The organism is Sphaerospermopsis sp. FACHB-1094 (genome assembly GCF_014696195.1).
Taxonomy (GTDB): domain Bacteria; phylum Cyanobacteriota; class Cyanobacteriia; order Cyanobacteriales; family Nostocaceae; genus Sphaerospermopsis; species Sphaerospermopsis kisseleviana.
Genome location: NZ_JACJPT010000009.1, coordinates 14,391 through 31,819, shown reverse-complemented (window position 1 = coordinate 31,819; position 17,429 = coordinate 14,391). Strand labels below are relative to the sequence as shown.

Sequence of the window (17,429 nt, the reverse complement as noted above, 5' to 3'; positions counted from 1 at the left end):
TTTGGGATTTGAGAATTATGGAATATTTATCACTGGCATTTTCTAAACGTAATCGTTTTCCTCTGATTTTATTTTTATTACTTTGCGTTAATGTCTTATTAGCACCAGCAGTACGAGCAACAACACCGGGAGCAGAATCACGTTTTTTTGCTTACACAATTACTTTATTAGGACTTGTCACCCTCAGTTTTTGTGTTTATTTATTTGTTGTGATTTTTCAACCTGAGAGGTTTTAATTACTAATTTGTAATTCGTAAGTTGGGTTAAGCGATAGCGCAACCCAACAAAAACTTTAATATTTTTGAAATGGAGAGGTTTTAATATGCGTCAGAGATTTCAAGTTAGTAAAGCGATTCGTGCAACTTTAGTTTTATGGGTGCTAACAACCTTTATCTATCCCTTATTTATGTTAATTTCAGGACAGGTTGCTTTTTCTTTTCAAGCAAATGGCAGTTTAATTACAAATTCCCAAGGTGTGGTGATTGGTTCTGCTTTGATTGGTCAACCTTTTACCAGTGAAAAGTATTTCTGGAGTCGTCCTAGCACTACTAACTATAGCACTGCTGACCCCAAAAATGATGAGGCTGGTATTTTGAAAACTGGTGTATCTGGTGCTAGTAATTTAGCTCCTAGTAATCCCGCATTGTTAGTAAGAATTAATGGTAATGAAGGTGAAATTAATAAACTAAGAAAAGCAGAAATTCAACCGACGGCTGATTTAGTTTACACTTCTGGTTCTAGTCTTGATCCTCACATTACTCCTGAAAGTGCAAAGGTGCAAATTCCCAGAATAGCTAAAGCTAGAGGAATTGAACCCCAGCAATTAGAAACTTTAATTTCTCAAAACACAGATGGGCGTTTTTTAGATATATTTGGTGAACCAGGAGTGAATGTTTTTAAGTTAAATCTAGCATTAGATAAAATCAGGTAAGGTATTTCCAGAAAATAAATTATCCTCAATCTTGTGGGATGGGCTTATAGCCCGTCGGAATTTAAGGGCAGGCAAGACTTGTACTGAGCGTGTCGAAGTATGCCTACCCCACATAAATTAATTGAATTGAATAGAATATTTTTTTATTTGAAAGTCTCTAATTATTAAGAAATTAACTCATGTTTTATTCTTCTACTCGATCCCCTGATAGTCATTATATCCGTCCTGCTCGTCGAGGGAAACATAAAATTTTTATTGGCATGGCTCCCGGTGTGGGTAAAACTTATAAAATGCTAGAGGAAGCACATCAACTGAAACAAGAGGGGATTGATGTTGTTATTGGTATTTTAGAAACTCATGGACGTAAAGAAACTGCTCTTAAAGCACAAGGATTAGAAGTTATTGCTAGAAAATCCATTATTAAAGAGAATATTAAACTGCAAGAAATGGATACTCAAGCAATTTTAGAACGCTCTCCCCAACTGGTGTTAATTGATGAATTAGCTCACACAAATATACCGGGTTCTGAACGAGAAAAACGCTATCAAGATGTAGAAGAAATTTTAGCATCTGGCATAGATGTTTATTCTACTGTGAATATTCAACATTTGGAAAGTTTAAATGATTTGGTGGCAAGAATAACAGGTGTTGTAGTGCGAGAACGCATTCCAGATCGGGTGCTGGATGAAGCGGATGAGGTGGTTGTAATTGATGTGACTCCAGAAACTTTGGAAGAGCGTTTGCTTGAAGGAAAAATCTATGCTGCTGATAAAATTGAACAGTCTTTAGAAAACTTTTTTCAACGTCGAAATTTAATAGCTTTGCGAGAATTAGCATTAAGAGAAGTTGCAGATACGGTAGAGGAGGAGGCAAATACTTCAATTACTACTGGACAAGTTTATAATATTCATGAACGGGTTTTAGTTTGTGTTTCTACTTATCCTAATTCTTTGCAATTATTACGTCGGGGGGCGCGACTTGCTAATTATATGAATGCTCCACTTTATGCTGTATTTATAGCTGATCCTGAAAGATTTCTCACTAAACAAGAAAGTTTACACATTGATACTTGTGAAAAACTTTGTCGAGAGTTTGGTGGTGAGTTTCTGCACGTTAAAAGTAGTAATGTTCCTAAAGAAATAGCTCAGGTTGCTGCTACCCATCACATTACACAAATCGTTATTGGTGAAAGTCAACAACCTAAATGGAAAAGATTTATTAAAGGTTCTTTTACTCAGCGATTAATGGATTTAATCAGAGATAAAAAAATAGATTTACATATTATTGCTACTGAAAAATGATAACAATATAGCAGGAGTCAGGAGTCAGGAGTCAGGAGTTATTGATTTTGGATTTTGGATTTTGGATTGTTTTTGTCAACTTCAATCTAAAATCTAAAATCTAAAATCTAAAATTTTCCTCCCTATTCCCTATTCCCTATTCCCTACCTCAACGGAAAGACTTTCTCAGTAACCCCTACATAATATTAATGGGATCGACATCAATAGTTAAGCTGACTGAAGCAGGACAAAGTTTTCTGATTTCTTCCCAATCTGGTAAATTAGGCAGTGCATCAGGAGCAAATTTTAATAGTATTTGCCAGCGATAACGATTAGCTACTCGTAAAATACTAGCTGGTGCTGGTCCTAATATCTCTAGTCCTTCTTGTTCGCTAAAATTTGTCGCTATGAGTTGGGCTATATTTTCCACTTTTATGGGATCAGAACTACTCAAACGTAATAATATTAATCTGCCATAGGGGGGATAATTAAGTGCTTCCCTTTGTTCTAATTCTGCATCACAAAAAGATTGATAATCATGGGTTTTCACTGCTTCAATAACTGGATGTTCTGGGGTGTAGGTTTGGATAATTACTCTACCGGGATCTTCTCCTCTTCCCGCCCTTCCTGCAACTTGGGTTAAGGTTTGAAAAGCTCGTTCACTAGCGCGATAATCTGATAAATGTAGCAACCCATCAGCCGCAACTACTCCTACAAGGGTAACTTGGGGTAAGTCTAAACCTTTGGTGAGCATTTGTGTACCCACTAATAAGTCTGCTTCACCGTTGGCAAATTGGCTGATCAGGGTGCGATGTGCGCCTTTTTTGCGGGTGGTGTCGCTATCAAAACGAATTGGTTTAATGTGGGGAAATTGGCGTTGTAGTTCCTGGGTTACTCTTTGAGTACCACTACCAAAGAATTTGAGGTAGGGTGAACTACATTGAGGACAGTTTTTAGGGTGTGGTTGACCATAATTACAATAATGACATTTTAATAACTGGGGTGCGCCTTCTTCTACATGATGATAAGCCAAGGATACATCACAGTTGGGACATTCCAGCACATAACCACAGCTACGACAGGAAACAAAGGTGCTATGTCCCCGACGATGAATAAATAATATTCCCTGTTGTTTCCTTTGTTTTAATTCTTCTAAAGCTTGTTGTAGGGATCTACTAAATATTGATCTATTTCCTTCTTTCAACTCTTGACGCATATCCACTATTTCTATAGGTGGTAGGGGTTTGGAGTTGATGCGTTCAGGAAGGGAGAGGTATTGGTGATTGGTGATTGGGTTGTTGATCTCTCCCTGCTCCCTGCTTCCTGCTCCCCTGCTTTCTTTGATACTTACCCAACTTTCAAGGGAGGGGGTAGCAGAACCTAAAATTAGGGGGCAGTTTTCTAGTTCTGCACGCCATTGGGCTACTGTGCGGGCGTTGTAAGTGGGGATGGGTGAGTCTTGTTTAAAGCTGCTGTCGTGTTCTTCGTCGAGGATAATTAATCCCAGGTTGGGTAAGGGGGAAAAGATGGCGCTGCGTGTTCCTATGACTACTTGGGCTTCTCCGGTAAACATTTGTCGCCAGGTGTCGTAGCGTTCACCGTCGGAAAGGGCGCTGTGATAAACTTGCACTTTGTTACCAAAACGGGCGCGAAATCTGTCTGTGAGTTGGGGTGTGAGGCCAATTTCTGGGACTAATACTAGGGCTGATTTTCCTTGGTTGAGTAGGGGGGCGATCGCCTGTAGGTAAACTTCGGTTTTTCCTGAACCTGTTACCCCATGTAATAAAATTTGAGAAAATCCGTTTAATGATTTGATGGTTTCTAAAGCATTAGTTTGGGCTGGTGTTAATAATTTGGCTTGATCCCCGGCTATTTTGGGTCCTTGTTCTCTGCGTAGTTTTTCCCGTTCTTCAATGACAATACAACCTTTTTGTTCTAATCCTCTTAAAGTAGGTAGTGTAGTTTGACATATCTCTACACACTCTGTCACCCATAATTCACCACCATGATCTCCCAGTATTTTCAATATTTCTTGTTGCCGTTTAGTGAGATTCATGTATCTTCCATGATCAACTAGCGTTACTGCTAGTTTCATTTGTGGTTTAGATTGAGTGAATTTGAAATAGCTTTCTGCCCAGTTTCTATCTATTAATTGTTTTTTTGCCCAATAAAAACCTTTGACTTGACGTTTGAGGTATTGAAAACTGTAATCTCCATCTGGTTGCGATTCAAGTATTGTCAGTATTTCTTTGGCAGCTTGAGAACGTAAAAATTCGGCTGCACCATTGGGAATATTTTCTGGTTTTAGTCGCAGACGACTTTGCGATCGCCCTAATAATCCTGGTGGTAATGCTACCCGAATGACTTGAATTAATGGTGTGTAGTAATAGGCGGCGATGCGATTCAGTAATTCCCAATAGGTGCTAGAGAAAAATTCTTTGCTGACTACATCTTGTACTTCCCGAATTTTCTCTAGTCCTAAATTTGCTGGTGGTTGGGATAATAAACGAATCGCTATTCCTCCTAACAGTTGTGTCCTCCAGGGAACTGTTAAAATATCCCCCGGTTTAATATCTAAATGTTCTGGTATCTTATAAATCAATAGGTCCTTGTTAGATAGTTCATCAACTGATAATTCCTGTTCTGGTATGGCATCATTTAATAAATCTTTTTCTACTGTTTCATCAATTGCTACATTCTCTTCTGGTGTTTTATTTGTCGTCGGCGCTAAAGTTTTTGACAAATCTACCAATACTTCAATCCAAGGATAACGATTTGTTTTGGACTGGTATGATGATCCTGGTTCAGCTACCAATAGAGAGGATAAACTTACATCCTGAATATACATAATTTTTGGCTTTTTTAATAGATATTTGCTCATCTGAATGAATCAAATTCACCAGACGCACTTAACGTTTAACTCCTATTTTACTACAAACAAACTGTATTTCGCAATACTTTTATTACTCATGATAGTTGATAACTTTGTTTATATGTCATCTTATAGACAAAATAATTTCTACAATACGTGCAATAAATATTTTATGCTAACTACACAAATGAAAGTATATCCGATAATAATGAGTTGTTTTTGTCTACTAAATAGGTAGTAGAGTTTTTCCACCTATTGATAGATATTCAATAGTTTTTGTATGTGAGATGCTTTGATACAATCAAGATTGTCCGGATTTTAAGCTACCATTTTTGTAATTTGGATCATTTGGGAAGCTTTAACTTAGGAAGCTTTAACTTTTTTACTCCAAATCAAACAAAACTTCATGGAAATACATAAAAATTTAACGTATAGGGTCTTTAGATGGAATTTTTATATTTGTTAAGCTGGAGAATGTTTGAGGGGGGTTTGACATATTTGGTGATGAAGAAAAAAATTAGAAATATGTCTGCTGGTAGTGGGGAAAGATGGTATTTTGGATGCAAAGACCATATAAATTGTATCTAGATGTAACCAAAATATGGCAGACAGATACATATTTTCTTTCCGAATCAAGAATTTTCAAGAAGATTGTATTTGGCTGGGTAAATGGGTGTATATGTCGGTAAAAACTAACTATTCTCAAACGAGCAGCTGTCACTAAATTTATGTACCAAACCAAGCAACTATCCCAAAAGGAAACTATGAATCTTGCTGAATTGGGAACAATGGAAATACTGGATAACGCTGCTGATCATGAAGAACCATCACTTGATAGTTTAGATGCAGTAGTATTTGAAGACTCTTCAATTGTGGAAAATTTGGAGTCAGATGAACGAGATGGGGATGAAATGGCAGCGGCACGTCCTTCGGGATATAATAAAACCGAACATGACGATGCTGTGGGCGCATTTTTTAAGGAAATGGCGCGTTATCCTCTCCTTAAACCTGACGAAGAAGTAGAGTTGGCGCATAGGGTAAGATTTTTAGAAGAAGTAAAAGACTTACAAGCTGCTTTAGAAGCAGAACTGGGACACAACCCCAGCAAAAGCGAGGTAGCTGCTAAGTTTGATATGACGGAAAAACAACTGGAAAGTCGGTTGTATCAAGGTAGGGTAGCGAAGCGGAAAATGATTCGCTCTAACTTGAGATTAGTAGTATCTATTGCTAAACGATATCTTAATCGGGGAGTGCCTTTTCTAGATCTAATTCAAGAAGGTGCTATGGGTTTAAATCGCGCTACAGAGAAGTTTGATCCCGATAAGGGCTATAAGTTTTCGACTTATGCTTATTGGTGGATTCGACAGGCGATTACACGGGCTATAGCTAATGATGCCCGCACTATCCGCCTACCAATTCACATTGTTGAAAAACTCAACAAACTTAAAAAAGCCCAAAGAGAACTTAAACAAAAACTCGCTCGCAACCCGACAGAAGCGGAAATGGCCGAGTCGTTGGAAATAAGCGTTCAACAACTGCGTCAACTGCAACAACTACGCCGGCAAGCATTATCTTTAAATCACCGTGTTGGTAAAGAAGAAGATACAGAATTGATGGACTTGTTGGAAGATGAAGATAACCAATCTCCAGAAGCAAAAATGAATGAAAATATGATGCGTCAGGAGATATGGGAGGTTTTAGGTGATGTTCTCACCCCCAGGGAAAAAGACGTAATTTCTTTACGCTATGGACTGACAACCAGCGAACCCTGTACTCTGGAAGAAGTGGGGAATATGTTTAACCTTTCCCGTGAACGAGTACGGCAAATTCAAAGTAAAGCGATGCGAAAATTACGCCGTCCTCATATCGCTAAACGTTTAAAAGGTTGGTTAATTTAAAGCAGGAGTCAGGAGTCAGGAGTCAGGAGTCAGGAGGCAGGAGGCAGGAGAGGTTAACCCAGTCCCCAGTCCCCAGTCCCCAGTCCCCAGTCCCCTGTAAACTAGAGATTGTGGACTAGAGAATAAGACTCATGACTTTTGATAGTGATTTAATTATCCGGTTTGCTGAACCTGGTGATAGTGCTGTATTATTTGAATTAATTCAGGGCTTGGCAGAATATGAAAAATTATCTGCTGCTGTCACTGGTAATGCTCAAGCATTAAATGAGCATTTATTTGGTGAACGAAAATATATAGAGGCGATTTTAGCAGAAGTCACAGGTAAAGCTGTGGGTTTTGCTTTATTTTTTCACAATTATTCTACATTTCTCACCAAGCCAGGAATTTATTTAGAAGATATTTTTGTTTTACCTGAATATCGTCGTCAAGGTATTGGTAAAGCACTGCTGACTAAATTAGCAAAAATAGCTGTTGAAAGAAATTGTGGGCGCTTAGAATGGAGTGTTTTAGATTGGAATGTTTCTGCACAGGAATTTTACCGGACTATGGGGGCTGATATTTTAGAAGATTGGCGAATTTGCCGAGTCAGTGAACCAGCAATTACTAGATTAGCGAATCAATAAACATCTTTTCACCTAAGCATTCAGCCTTCATCAGTCGATTTCCGTCAGTAAAAGCCTGAAAAATATAGCAGGAGTCAGGAGTCAGGAGTCAGAGTAAAACCCTTGTGTACTAAGATTTTCATGATAAATTGATGTTCTAACTAGGGTTTGCTGAAAAAGTTATCTGTGAAGGCTAGGTGACAGGTGACAGGTACTACGCCACGGTGACAGTTTCAAGAGTTGGATAGGAAGGATTTTTTCTTTAAGTAGGAATTAAGTGCAGGGTTTTTCACTTGCCACCTCATAAAAGCTGGCACTTTTTGAAAGCACTTCGGCTTACTTCGACTGCGCTCAGTACAAGTCGCTCAGTACAAGTCAAAATAGCTAAAACCCTTTACCTGTAAAGTTTTCTGATTTATATGGCTAACGCCACGCTACGCTATCAGCAAACCCTATTTTATGTTTAATTATTTTGACATAATTATTAGCATTAATCTTAGCATTTTTTAGATATGAATTTTTAATTTTTAGTTAAGAATGATTTTTTTGTGACTTAAATTTATGTTTAATATAAATTAATATATATTCCCAACCATTGCAATAATAAGTATTACATCTATTATGCTCAATAATTTAGTTCAATTTTTACAGTTATTCTTTTGATTTATACAAGACAATAAAAAGAGAATTATGGAGCAAGTACCTCCTAATCAGCAATTGTTGTAGAGAGAACACAAAATGAAAAAGATTATTTCTGTATTACTATTAGGCATCACTATCTTCACCTTTGCCTTCATTAATCCTGCTTTCGCTGCTGACACTGGTGCTGGAGAAAAAATATTTACAGCTAATTGTGCTTCTTGTCATGCAGGTGGTAAAAATTTAGTTAATGCTGCTAAAAGTTTGAGTAAGGCAGACTTAGAAGAGTACAATATTTACTCTGAATCTGCTATTATTGCTCAAGTTACAAACGGTAAAAATGCTATGCCAGCTTTCAAAAATAATTTGTCAGCTGATGATATTGCCAATGTAGCTGCTTACGTCATGGAAAAAGCGGAAGCTGGCTGGTAAATAGATTTGTCAGTGAGTTAATAATAGTTATACCTGAAAGGGTAAGACAAGAGATTCCCAACTGTTTTGGCAGTTGGGAATAATGCTTGATAATTCAAAAATTATGAATCAGAATTACTATTTAGCGGTTGCTGAAAAAGTGATCTGTAGAGGCTAGGAAACACTGACCTTTACATAAATTTACATTTACTGCAAACCCGTGATATAAAAAGAACGTCAGGTAAATTTTGCCAAAATGACCTCCAAGTTTTACAGCTTGTCGTTTGACTGATACAACAGAATCCAAAGAAAATTATGAAGCATATTGCACCAACTCAACGATTGTTGTAGAGAGAACACGAGATGAAAAAGATAATTTCCGTATTACTGTTAGGCATAACCATCTTCACTTTTGCCTTCAGTAGTCCCGCTTTAGCAGCAGATACAGTTGCTGGAAAAGCAGTATTTACAGCTAATTGCGCTCAATGTCATGCGGGGGGTAAAAATTTAGTTAATGCTGCTAAAAGCTTGAAGAAAGCAGATTTGGAAAAGTACAATATGTACTCTGCTGAAGCTATTATTACTCAAATTACAAACGGCAAGGGTGCGATGCCAGCCTTTGGTAAGCGCATAAAAACCGAAAACATTGAAAATGTAGCTGCTTATGTGTTGGAACAAGCAGATAAAAATTGGAAGTAATACAATTTACTTTCTGAATTGAAATAATTATTGGCGGGGCTTTTTGTCTCGCTAATTAATCCAATTATTAGATAAGTAGAAACAACTAATAAATTATAAAAACATAAACAATAATTAAAATATGGGTTTTTCGATTGTAATTGTAGAGCAGCGAGAAAAAGAAGCTAAAGCACTTAAATCTTTTTTATTTTGTAGTCTCATCGCTTCTTTAGTATTTCATATTGGGGTTTTAGCTTTAGGGATTGGCAAATTTATACAAAGAGTTTCTCAAACTCAAGAAGAACCAATTGAAATCACAATTGTGGAAACTGTTCCGGAAATAATAGCCAAACCACAAGAGATAAAAAACTCTCAACCAAAGATAAATTCTGCTAGTGGTGGTAGTGGTGGTAGTGGTGGTAATAACAATTTTAAAAGTTCTCTTCCAGAAAAAACTACCTTGAGCGTGAGTAATGCTGCTATTCAACCTGTAGTTAAACAAACCCAACTGAAAACTACTCAAAATTTTGTTGTCAAACAACGCCAAACACTAACTATTCCTGAAAAGACGATAACACAACCAAGTTTAACAACTACACCTATTACTAAAACTATTCCTGAACCGACGATAACACAACCAAGTTTAACAACTACACCTATTACTAAAACTATTCCTGAACCGACGACAACACAACCAAGTTTAACAACTACACCTATTGCTAAAACTATTCCTGAACCGACGACAACACAACCAAGTTTAACAACTACACCTATTTCAAAAATAACTGAAAAAATAACTGAAAAAGTAGAAACTGAAACAACCACTCAACCCACAGTTGAACAACCTGAACAAACTGTCATACCAGATACAAAACTTTCAAATGTTCCAGCACCAAAGTTAATAACTCCTAGCAGTGTTAGTGTTAGTTCCAACAATACTTTTACTACTTCATCTAGTCAAAATAGTTTAAGTAATTTAGGTAATCGTTTGCGGTCTGGTTTAAGTAAAGGTACAGAAAATGGGACTGGAAATGGTGAGGGTAGCGGTACTGGAGATGGTATTGGAAATAGTGCAGGTAAAGGTACTGGAAATGGCACTGGAAATGGTATTGGAAATGGTGCAGGTAAAGGTACTGGAAATGGTATTGGAAATGGTGAGAGAAATATTGCGATCGCACCAAAACCACGTCCTGTCAATGGGACAAAATTAAATCGTGCAGATTGTATTAGATGTGATATCAAATATCCCAATAAAGCCAGAAGGCGGGGTATAGAAGGTCGTGCTGAAGTTGCTCTTGATACGGATGCTAATGGTAATGTTACCTTTGTGCGGTTAATTCGTTCTAGTGGTGATAGTGAACTAGATGAAGCTGCTCAACAAGCTGTACAAGAGTGGAAATTAACACCTTTAGATGGTGGTAGACAAGGTGTGACAGCATCAATTAATTTTGCAATCCAAGGGTCACAGCGTCATCGTCAAATCAAAGAAAGACAAAGAGAAAGACAGAGAGAAGCTTCTCAACCAAAACCAAAAATTACCAATCCTCAAGAATCTACATCTTCACTAGAACCAGTCAAATCTGATACAGAAAATCAGGTTGATGAAAGTAAAACCCAGGAAGTAACACCACCTGATTCTACCTCTTCTGAGTCTAATAGTGATTTAGAAAATAATTAGGTGATCTGAAATATGACAGCTTGTCTTTTGACAGTTTTTATATAAACAGAGAGAATACCTACATTTGTTTTTACCAAGTGTGAGTTGAGAAAGATGAATAATAATTTTGTTTTCCTGCCAGTTTTTTTACTGAGTTTACTGGTAGCTTTTCCTGCTGTCGCTAATAATAATAAAACTAAAGATCAGGTAGTAAATTCAGATATTCCTAGTTTAAATGAAATTCAACTACCTGCCACAAATGCGAACTTATTAACTCAACAACCTGCGGAAACCGAAGTTAAAAAAAACACAGAAACAGATTTAAGTCCTACAGAACCTACAGAGGATACAGATATTTCCATTGAAGCGATAGGAGAAAAAGACGCTTTACCCGAATCTACACCAACTCATGTAATTGAAAAAGAAGAAATCGCAAAACAAGGTGCTACTAGCGTTGCTGATGTTTTAAAAAAAATGCCTGGTTTTGCTATTAATAATGTGGGACATGGTGCGGATATTCACACCGGAACATATTATCGCGGTGCTTCGATTAATCAATCTGTATTCTTAATTAATGGCAGACCATTTAATAATGATATTAGCACTTATCATGGTGCTACTGACTTAAATAGTATTCCTGTGGAGGCAATTGAAAGGGTAGAATTATATAGCGGTGCGGCTTCATCTTTATATGGTTCTTCGGCTTTTGGTGGAATTGTGAATATTATCACCAAAGCAGGTTTTAGAAAGCCCAAATTAACTGGTAGTGCAGAATTTGGATCTTTAAATTTAAATAATCAACAGGTTACTTATTCTGGTTCTGCTAATAAAGTCAAATACAATTTCAGTTTTGAAAGATTCTTTATAGACAACCGTTATCGTGTTCCTGTGGGTGCAGCAAATCGTAATCCTGCGGATGGTTATTTATTTAATGCTGATACTGCCACCAGTACCTATTTTGGTAGTATTGGTTTAGATTTAGATGCTAAAAATTCTGTGAATTTAGATTTTAAGACCCTCAGTAGTCGTAGGGGTTTAATTTATTTTGGTTTTCCTTTACAAAGAGATAGATTAGATCATGATAGTTTAAATATTGGGTTATCCTGGAAAACTCGACTGGGTAAAGATAACGATTCAAATTTAACAACTACTATCGGTTATAATCAAAATTACTTTAGTACATACGGACCGGGAACAGGAGGAACAGTTTATCGTACAGGAATTTTAGATACTAAACAAATTACTACTAGGGTAGATCATGAGTGGAAACTGAGCGACAATAATCAATTGCGTTGGGGTTTAGATTTAAAAAACACTGATTTAAATGGTGATGTTGTCAGTATAGGTAATCTTGCTGATAAAGATGAAAAGGAAGATAGAAGTGTTTTAAATACGGCTTTGTTTGCGGTAAATACTTGGAAAGTTAGTGATGATTTTCTGATTGATTTGGGTTTAAGACAAAGCTTTGACAGTCAGTTTGATAGTTATTTCAATCCTAGTTTTGGTTTCCGTTATGCCATGAATCCTGTGGTTGCTGTCCGTGGCAGTTGGGCAGGGGCGCAACGTAATCCTGGTTTAGATCAATTATATGTTTTTGATAATGTTCATAATTGGAATCCAAACCCAAATTTAAAACCCGAAACTGGTTCTACTTGGACTGCGGGAGTGGATTTTAATTTATCTAGTAATTTGCTGGCGCAGTTGACTTATTTTGGTAGTAGTTTGGATAATCGTTTGGCTATTGATAATCGTACTAGAACATGGACAAATGTGGGTTTGGTAGATACTAATGGTTTAGAAGCTGCTTTGCAATTAAAATTAGCTCGTGATTGGTCTACTTTTATCAACTACACTTATACAGATGCCGAAATTAAAACGGGAACGGAAAAAGGGTTACAATTAGGTTTGATTCCTTATTCTTTGCTGCAAGGTGGAATTGGTTATCAAAAGCATGGATGGGAAGCTAATTTGTATCTGACTTATAATAGTGGTACTCGTCGGGCTGTGTTTGCTAATACCGCTGCTGGTGAGAGACCTACAGATTTTTCACCTTCTTTTGTAAATTTAGATTTGAGTGGTCGTATTCCTGTGAGTCAAAATTTAGGATTGACTTTTTACTTGGAAAATTTGTTCGGTGAACAATATGAAAAGGTGAATCGTATCTATAGTCCTGGTTTTACTTTTCGTTTGGGGTTAACTTCTAGTATATAGTTGATTTTTAGATTCCCCCAACCCCCTTAAAAAGGGGGGACTAAATTCTTTAAAGTCCCCCTTTTCAATGAGGTTTTAGGGGGATCTGAAAATATTTGATACATCATGAGAGACTTTTCAAACATCCTCTAAGAAGCTACCAGTTGATGTAACTCTTCTGGTGTTAAGTGAGAGTGTACAACTTTTCCATCACGAAACCAAACAATGCGATTGGTTTGACTAGCAACTTCCGTTTCATGAGTCACCATCACAACTGTAATTCCCGTGCTATTTAATTCACCAAAAATATCTAAAACTTCTTGAGTTGTGCGAGAGTCTAAAGCACCGGTAGGTTCATCTGCTAAGAGTACAACAGGACGGTTGACAATTGCACGAGCGATCGCTACTCTTTGTTGTTGTCCTCCTGATAACTGAGTAGGTTTATTATTTAAACGTTTTTCTAACCCTACTTTTATTAATGCTTCCGCAGCACGTTCTTTTCTTTCACTGGGTTTTACCCCAGCATAAACCATTGGTAACATCACATTTTCTAAAGCTGTAAGTTGGGGTAATAAATGAAATTGTTGAAATACAAAACCCAGCTTTTTATTTCTAATGTGTGCTAAGTCCTGATCATTCATTTGGGCAACATTGACATTATCTAAATAATAATTACCAGAACTAGGACGATCTAAACAACCGATAATATTCATCGCTGTTGATTTTCCCGACCCAGAAGGACCCATAATGGCACAATATTCACCTTCATGAATAGATAAGTTGATATCATTTAATGCTTGTACTTCTGTTTCCCCCATTCCGTAGACTTTAAATATATTTTCTAAACGGATAATTTCTGATTTTGGTTCAGAGTTAGGAGAAAGAGAATCATGAATAGTGAGAGTGTTAGACATAGAGATTTAATTTTCTAATGATTAGTTTACAAAAGTAGTTTTTTGTAATTACAATATTATAATAGAACTCTTGCAGAATTCATTGATAATTTGTAAATCCTTAAATCCTGGAAATCTTGATTCAGACATTTTCAATTACTCACGCACTCCTCAACGCCACAATAGGATCAAGTTGTGCAGCACGACGCGCAGGAACAACCCCAAAAAATAAACCAATACCCCCAGAAATACCCACCGCCATACTAATAGAAACAAAAGAAATACTTGCTTCTAAAGGACTTACAGCAGCGACTAACATTATACCCCCAACTCCCACAGCAGTACCAACTACACCACCAATGACAGAAACAATAACTGCTTCAATCATGAACTGAAGTAAAATATCTTGTTGGGTAGCACCTATCGCTTTTCTTAAACCAATTTCTTGGGTACGTTCAGTTACAGAAACCAACATAATATTCATAATTCCAATACCACCAACAAATAAGGAAATAGCCGCAATTCCTGTTAACATAATTGTCAAAGCACCGGAAATTTGACCGACTGTTTCTAAAGCATCTTTTTGGGTACGAATAGTAAAGTCATTTTCCCCCACTAATTTATGTCTTTGTCGCAGTAAATTAGTAATTTGAAATTCTGCTGCATCCACACTATCAGCATCTTTAGCAGAAGCAACAATATAAGTTACTTCTAAACCATAAGGTGAGGTTTTACCCACTAAACGATTTGCTGCTGTCATAATGGGCACTAATGCAGAATCATCATAATTTACACCCAAATTTGAACCTTTTTCTGTTAAAACACCAATTACTTGAAAGCTGGTATTTTTGATTCTAATTGGTTGACTAATAGGATTTTTATCACCAAAAAGTTTTTCTTTTAATTTCCCACCTAAAACCACAACTTGGTTACTGCGCTTCATATCTATGTCGGTGAAAAATCTTCCTGTTGCTACTTCAAAATCACGTACTTTCAAAAAACTAGGAGTTGTACCAATAATATTCACATTGGTATTTCTGTTTTTATAAGTAACAACCTGTCTACTATTTAATTCTGCTGTTGTTTCTGCTATGGTCGGTACTTGAGTATCAATTGCATTCGCATCTTCTAAAACTAAAGTTCTCACAACATCCCTAGAAACTCGCTGAACTTCTTCATTACCAGGAATCACAAATACAACATTTGGACCCAAGGAATTTAATTGGTCAGATACAAATTTTTGTCCACCTTCACCAATACCAATCATCGCAATTACTGAGCTATTGCCAATAATAATCCCCAGCATTGTTAAAACACTTCTCAGTTTATTAGATATCAGGGTTTTACCTGCCATTTGTACACTTTCTAGAAAATTCATAAGACGTTTGATTTTGGATTTTAGATTTTGGATTTTCAGAATTATTCTTCTTTCTCTATTTAACTCCTAACTCCTGTAAGGGCGAAGCATTCGGGCGATAAATTATCAATTTTTATCACAGGTTATTTTCCGAATGCTTCGCCCCTACGACTCCTGACTCCTGTCACCTATTTTTTCTCTTTTTTAATCTTGTAATCTTTTGGAGGATTAATAAATATTAAATCACCTGTTTTTACACCCTCTAAAACTTGAGTTTCATTTTTAATTTGTGTACCAATAGTAATTTCTCGAAACTGGGGTTTATTATTTTCATCTGGTACTAATACCCCTGTTTTGCCATTTTCCGTGAGAATAGCGACAGTGGGTATAGTTAAAGCGTCATTAATGCGATCGCCCAAAAATGTCACATCCACATTTAAACCAGAACGCAATTTATCCACACCACTATCAATATTTATCCGCACCTGAAATGATGTTACACCTTGTTCTACAACTGCTTCAGGAGCAATTAAACGTACACTCCCTTTAAACACCTGATCAGGATAAGCATCAGCGACAATTTCTACTTCTTGTCCTTGTTTAATTCTCCCAATATCAGTTTCAGGAACATTCGCCAAAATTTCTAAACCTCTAGCTAAAGCAATAATTGAAGTGGAAGTAGCAGAAGCATTACTAGAAGCAGAAATAGCAGGACTAACATAACCTCCTAATGTGGCATATCTTTGGGTAACAATTCCAGAAAAGGGAGCGCGGATAATTGTATCTTCTAACTGTACTTGTTGCTGTCTTAATTGAGCATTGGCAGCTGTTACAGCTGCTCTCAAACGAGCAATTTCTTCAGGACGACTACCATTTTCTAACTTTCGCAATGCTTCCCTTTCTTGGGTAACAACTGCTTGTTGTCTTTTGATATCTTCATCACGGTTTCCAGCTTTTTGCAAAGATAATCGCTTTTTTGCTTCTTCTAAACTGGCTTTTGCTCTTCTATCTTCAGTAATGTACTGGTCTAAAGTATCTTGAGAAATAGCACCTTCTTTAGCTAAAGCTTGGTAACGCTTTACCCTGGATTGAGTTAGTTCTACCTGAGCGTTAGCAGCATCTACAGCCGCCCTAGCTTGATCAATTTCCTGCGAACGATTACCAGCACGAATTACAGCTAGTTGAGCTTGCGCTTGTGCTAACCTCGCTTTTGCTTGGGCAATTTCTTCAGGACGACTCCCTGCTTCGCTTTCTGCTAGTTGTGCTTTGGCCTGTTCTAAGTTAGCTTGATACTGAAGTATCCGCATCTTGATTTCGGAATTATCCATGCGGGCTATAATTTGCCCCTTTTGGACTGTTTCTCCCTGTTCAACGTTTAATTCTGCTAATAATCCCGGACTTTTCGGGCTAATATTCACGCTTTGTACTGGTTGCACTTTCCCACTCGCTGTAATTCTCACTGTGACGCTTTTTGCTTCCACGGGAACAGTGAGTTGAGAAATGTCTTGTTTGCTGTTTTCCCGGTTTACTACTTTTAGGACTGTTGTTGTCCCCACAACGAAAACACCAGCAGCGACTAAACCCATCAGCCAGCGTAATGGATACTTAACTTTTTTGCCTATCAGTGGAATTTCTGTGTAGCTAGTCATATTATTATTTGCCTTCTTATTTGTCTAAAATTTCGTAAATTACCCAATTTATCAAGTTTTGATCTCAATACTAAACAATCTTTTGCTATTAACTGACAAATAACTAAGATGAATAGATGTAAGTTCTTATTTATACTAAAAGTTTAGAGAATGGTGCGCCCTCACATCATAGGGTGAATTTTACTGGTGTTGAGGAAAGACGAAACGTGGGTGTAATCACTAATCACCAATCTCAAACCACAACAATAAAATGTAAGTAATCACTTATTAATTGATAATTGACAGTTGATAATTGACAATTGTTTCATTCAAGGTTTAACACCTCCTCTTTACAGGGTAAAAAAGCCAAAAATTCCGCTTTTTCAAGACTCT

General features: G+C 37.0%; 14 protein-coding genes. 10 read left to right on the top strand and 4 right to left on the bottom strand.

What is annotated here, in order from left to right; all coding sequences use genetic code 11:
- Window positions 1–17 precede the first annotated feature (17 nt).
- From H6F47_RS04280 to H6F47_RS04270, 3 genes are all read left to right on the top strand, one after another.
- Window positions 18–236: a potassium-transporting ATPase subunit F gene (locus tag H6F47_RS04280; RefSeq protein ID WP_096569011.1), complete on the top strand. Its 219-nt coding sequence runs from the start codon at window positions 18–20 to the stop codon at window positions 234–236.
- 86 nt (window positions 237–322) lie between these two features.
- The gene (kdpC, locus tag H6F47_RS04275; RefSeq protein ID WP_190347610.1) at window positions 323–931 is read left to right on the top strand and encodes a K(+)-transporting ATPase subunit C; all 609 of its coding nucleotides are present in this window, start codon (window positions 323–325) and stop codon (window positions 929–931) included.
- A 179-nt stretch (window positions 932–1,110) separates the two neighbouring features.
- The gene (locus H6F47_RS04270) at window positions 1,111–2,232 is read left to right on the top strand and encodes a universal stress protein (protein WP_190647817.1); all 1,122 of its coding nucleotides are present in this window, start codon (window positions 1,111–1,113) and stop codon (window positions 2,230–2,232) included.
- Window positions 2,233–2,407: 175 nt separating this feature from the next.
- On the opposite strand, the gene priA is transcribed toward H6F47_RS04270, so the two are convergent.
- A complete protein-coding gene (gene priA / locus H6F47_RS04265) occupies window positions 2,408–5,059 on the bottom strand; it encodes a primosomal protein N' (protein WP_190647814.1) in 2,652 nt (883 codons plus the stop codon).
- A 752-nt stretch (window positions 5,060–5,811) separates the two neighbouring features.
- On the opposite strand from priA, the gene H6F47_RS04260 reads away from it, so the two are divergent.
- From H6F47_RS04260 to H6F47_RS04235, 7 genes are all read left to right on the top strand, one after another.
- On the top strand, window positions 5,812–6,981 hold the full coding sequence (locus tag H6F47_RS04260; RefSeq protein ID WP_096569022.1) for an RpoD/SigA family RNA polymerase sigma factor: 1,170 nt from the start codon (window positions 5,812–5,814) through the stop codon (window positions 6,979–6,981).
- Window positions 6,969–7,100, top strand: coding sequence for a hypothetical protein (locus tag H6F47_RS28390; RefSeq protein ID WP_277877129.1), 132 nt, complete (start codon window positions 6,969–6,971; stop codon window positions 7,098–7,100). Before H6F47_RS04260 ends, H6F47_RS28390 begins: the two co-directional genes overlap by 13 nt.
- Before the next feature lie 12 nt (window positions 7,101–7,112).
- Entirely contained in the window at window positions 7,113–7,604 is a 492-nt protein-coding gene (locus tag H6F47_RS04255; RefSeq protein ID WP_096569025.1) for a GNAT family N-acetyltransferase, read from the top strand.
- 717 nt (window positions 7,605–8,321) lie between these two features.
- Entirely contained in the window at window positions 8,322–8,654 is a 333-nt protein-coding gene (gene petJ, locus H6F47_RS04250; RefSeq protein ID WP_096569028.1) for a cytochrome c6 PetJ, read from the top strand.
- Between the two features lie 342 nt (window positions 8,655–8,996).
- On the top strand, window positions 8,997–9,332 hold the full coding sequence (gene petJ, locus H6F47_RS04245) for a cytochrome c6 PetJ (RefSeq protein WP_096569031.1): 336 nt from the start codon (window positions 8,997–8,999) through the stop codon (window positions 9,330–9,332).
- A gap of 121 nt (window positions 9,333–9,453) precedes the next feature.
- A complete protein-coding gene (locus tag H6F47_RS04240; protein ID WP_190347608.1) occupies window positions 9,454–10,989 on the top strand; it encodes an energy transducer TonB in 1,536 nt (511 codons plus the stop codon).
- A 93-nt stretch (window positions 10,990–11,082) separates the two neighbouring features.
- On the top strand, window positions 11,083–13,179 hold the full coding sequence (locus H6F47_RS04235) for a TonB-dependent receptor (RefSeq protein ID WP_190647813.1): 2,097 nt from the start codon (window positions 11,083–11,085) through the stop codon (window positions 13,177–13,179).
- Window positions 13,180–13,307: 128 nt separating this feature from the next.
- On the opposite strand, the gene H6F47_RS04230 is transcribed toward H6F47_RS04235, so the two are convergent.
- The 3 genes from H6F47_RS04230 to H6F47_RS04220 form a co-directional block, all read right to left on the bottom strand.
- On the bottom strand, window positions 13,308–14,072 hold the full coding sequence (locus tag H6F47_RS04230; RefSeq protein WP_199291057.1) for an ABC transporter ATP-binding protein: 765 nt from the start codon (window positions 14,070–14,072) through the stop codon (window positions 13,308–13,310).
- 139 nt (window positions 14,073–14,211) lie between these two features.
- The gene (locus tag H6F47_RS04225) at window positions 14,212–15,429 is read right to left on the bottom strand and encodes an ABC transporter permease (RefSeq protein ID WP_137667785.1); all 1,218 of its coding nucleotides are present in this window, start codon (window positions 15,427–15,429) and stop codon (window positions 14,212–14,214) included.
- A gap of 167 nt (window positions 15,430–15,596) precedes the next feature.
- Window positions 15,597–17,057, bottom strand: a complete 1,461-nt coding sequence (locus tag H6F47_RS04220; RefSeq protein ID WP_096569046.1) for an efflux RND transporter periplasmic adaptor subunit — start codon at window positions 17,055–17,057, stop codon at window positions 15,597–15,599.
- Window positions 17,058–17,429: the final 372 nt, after the last annotated feature.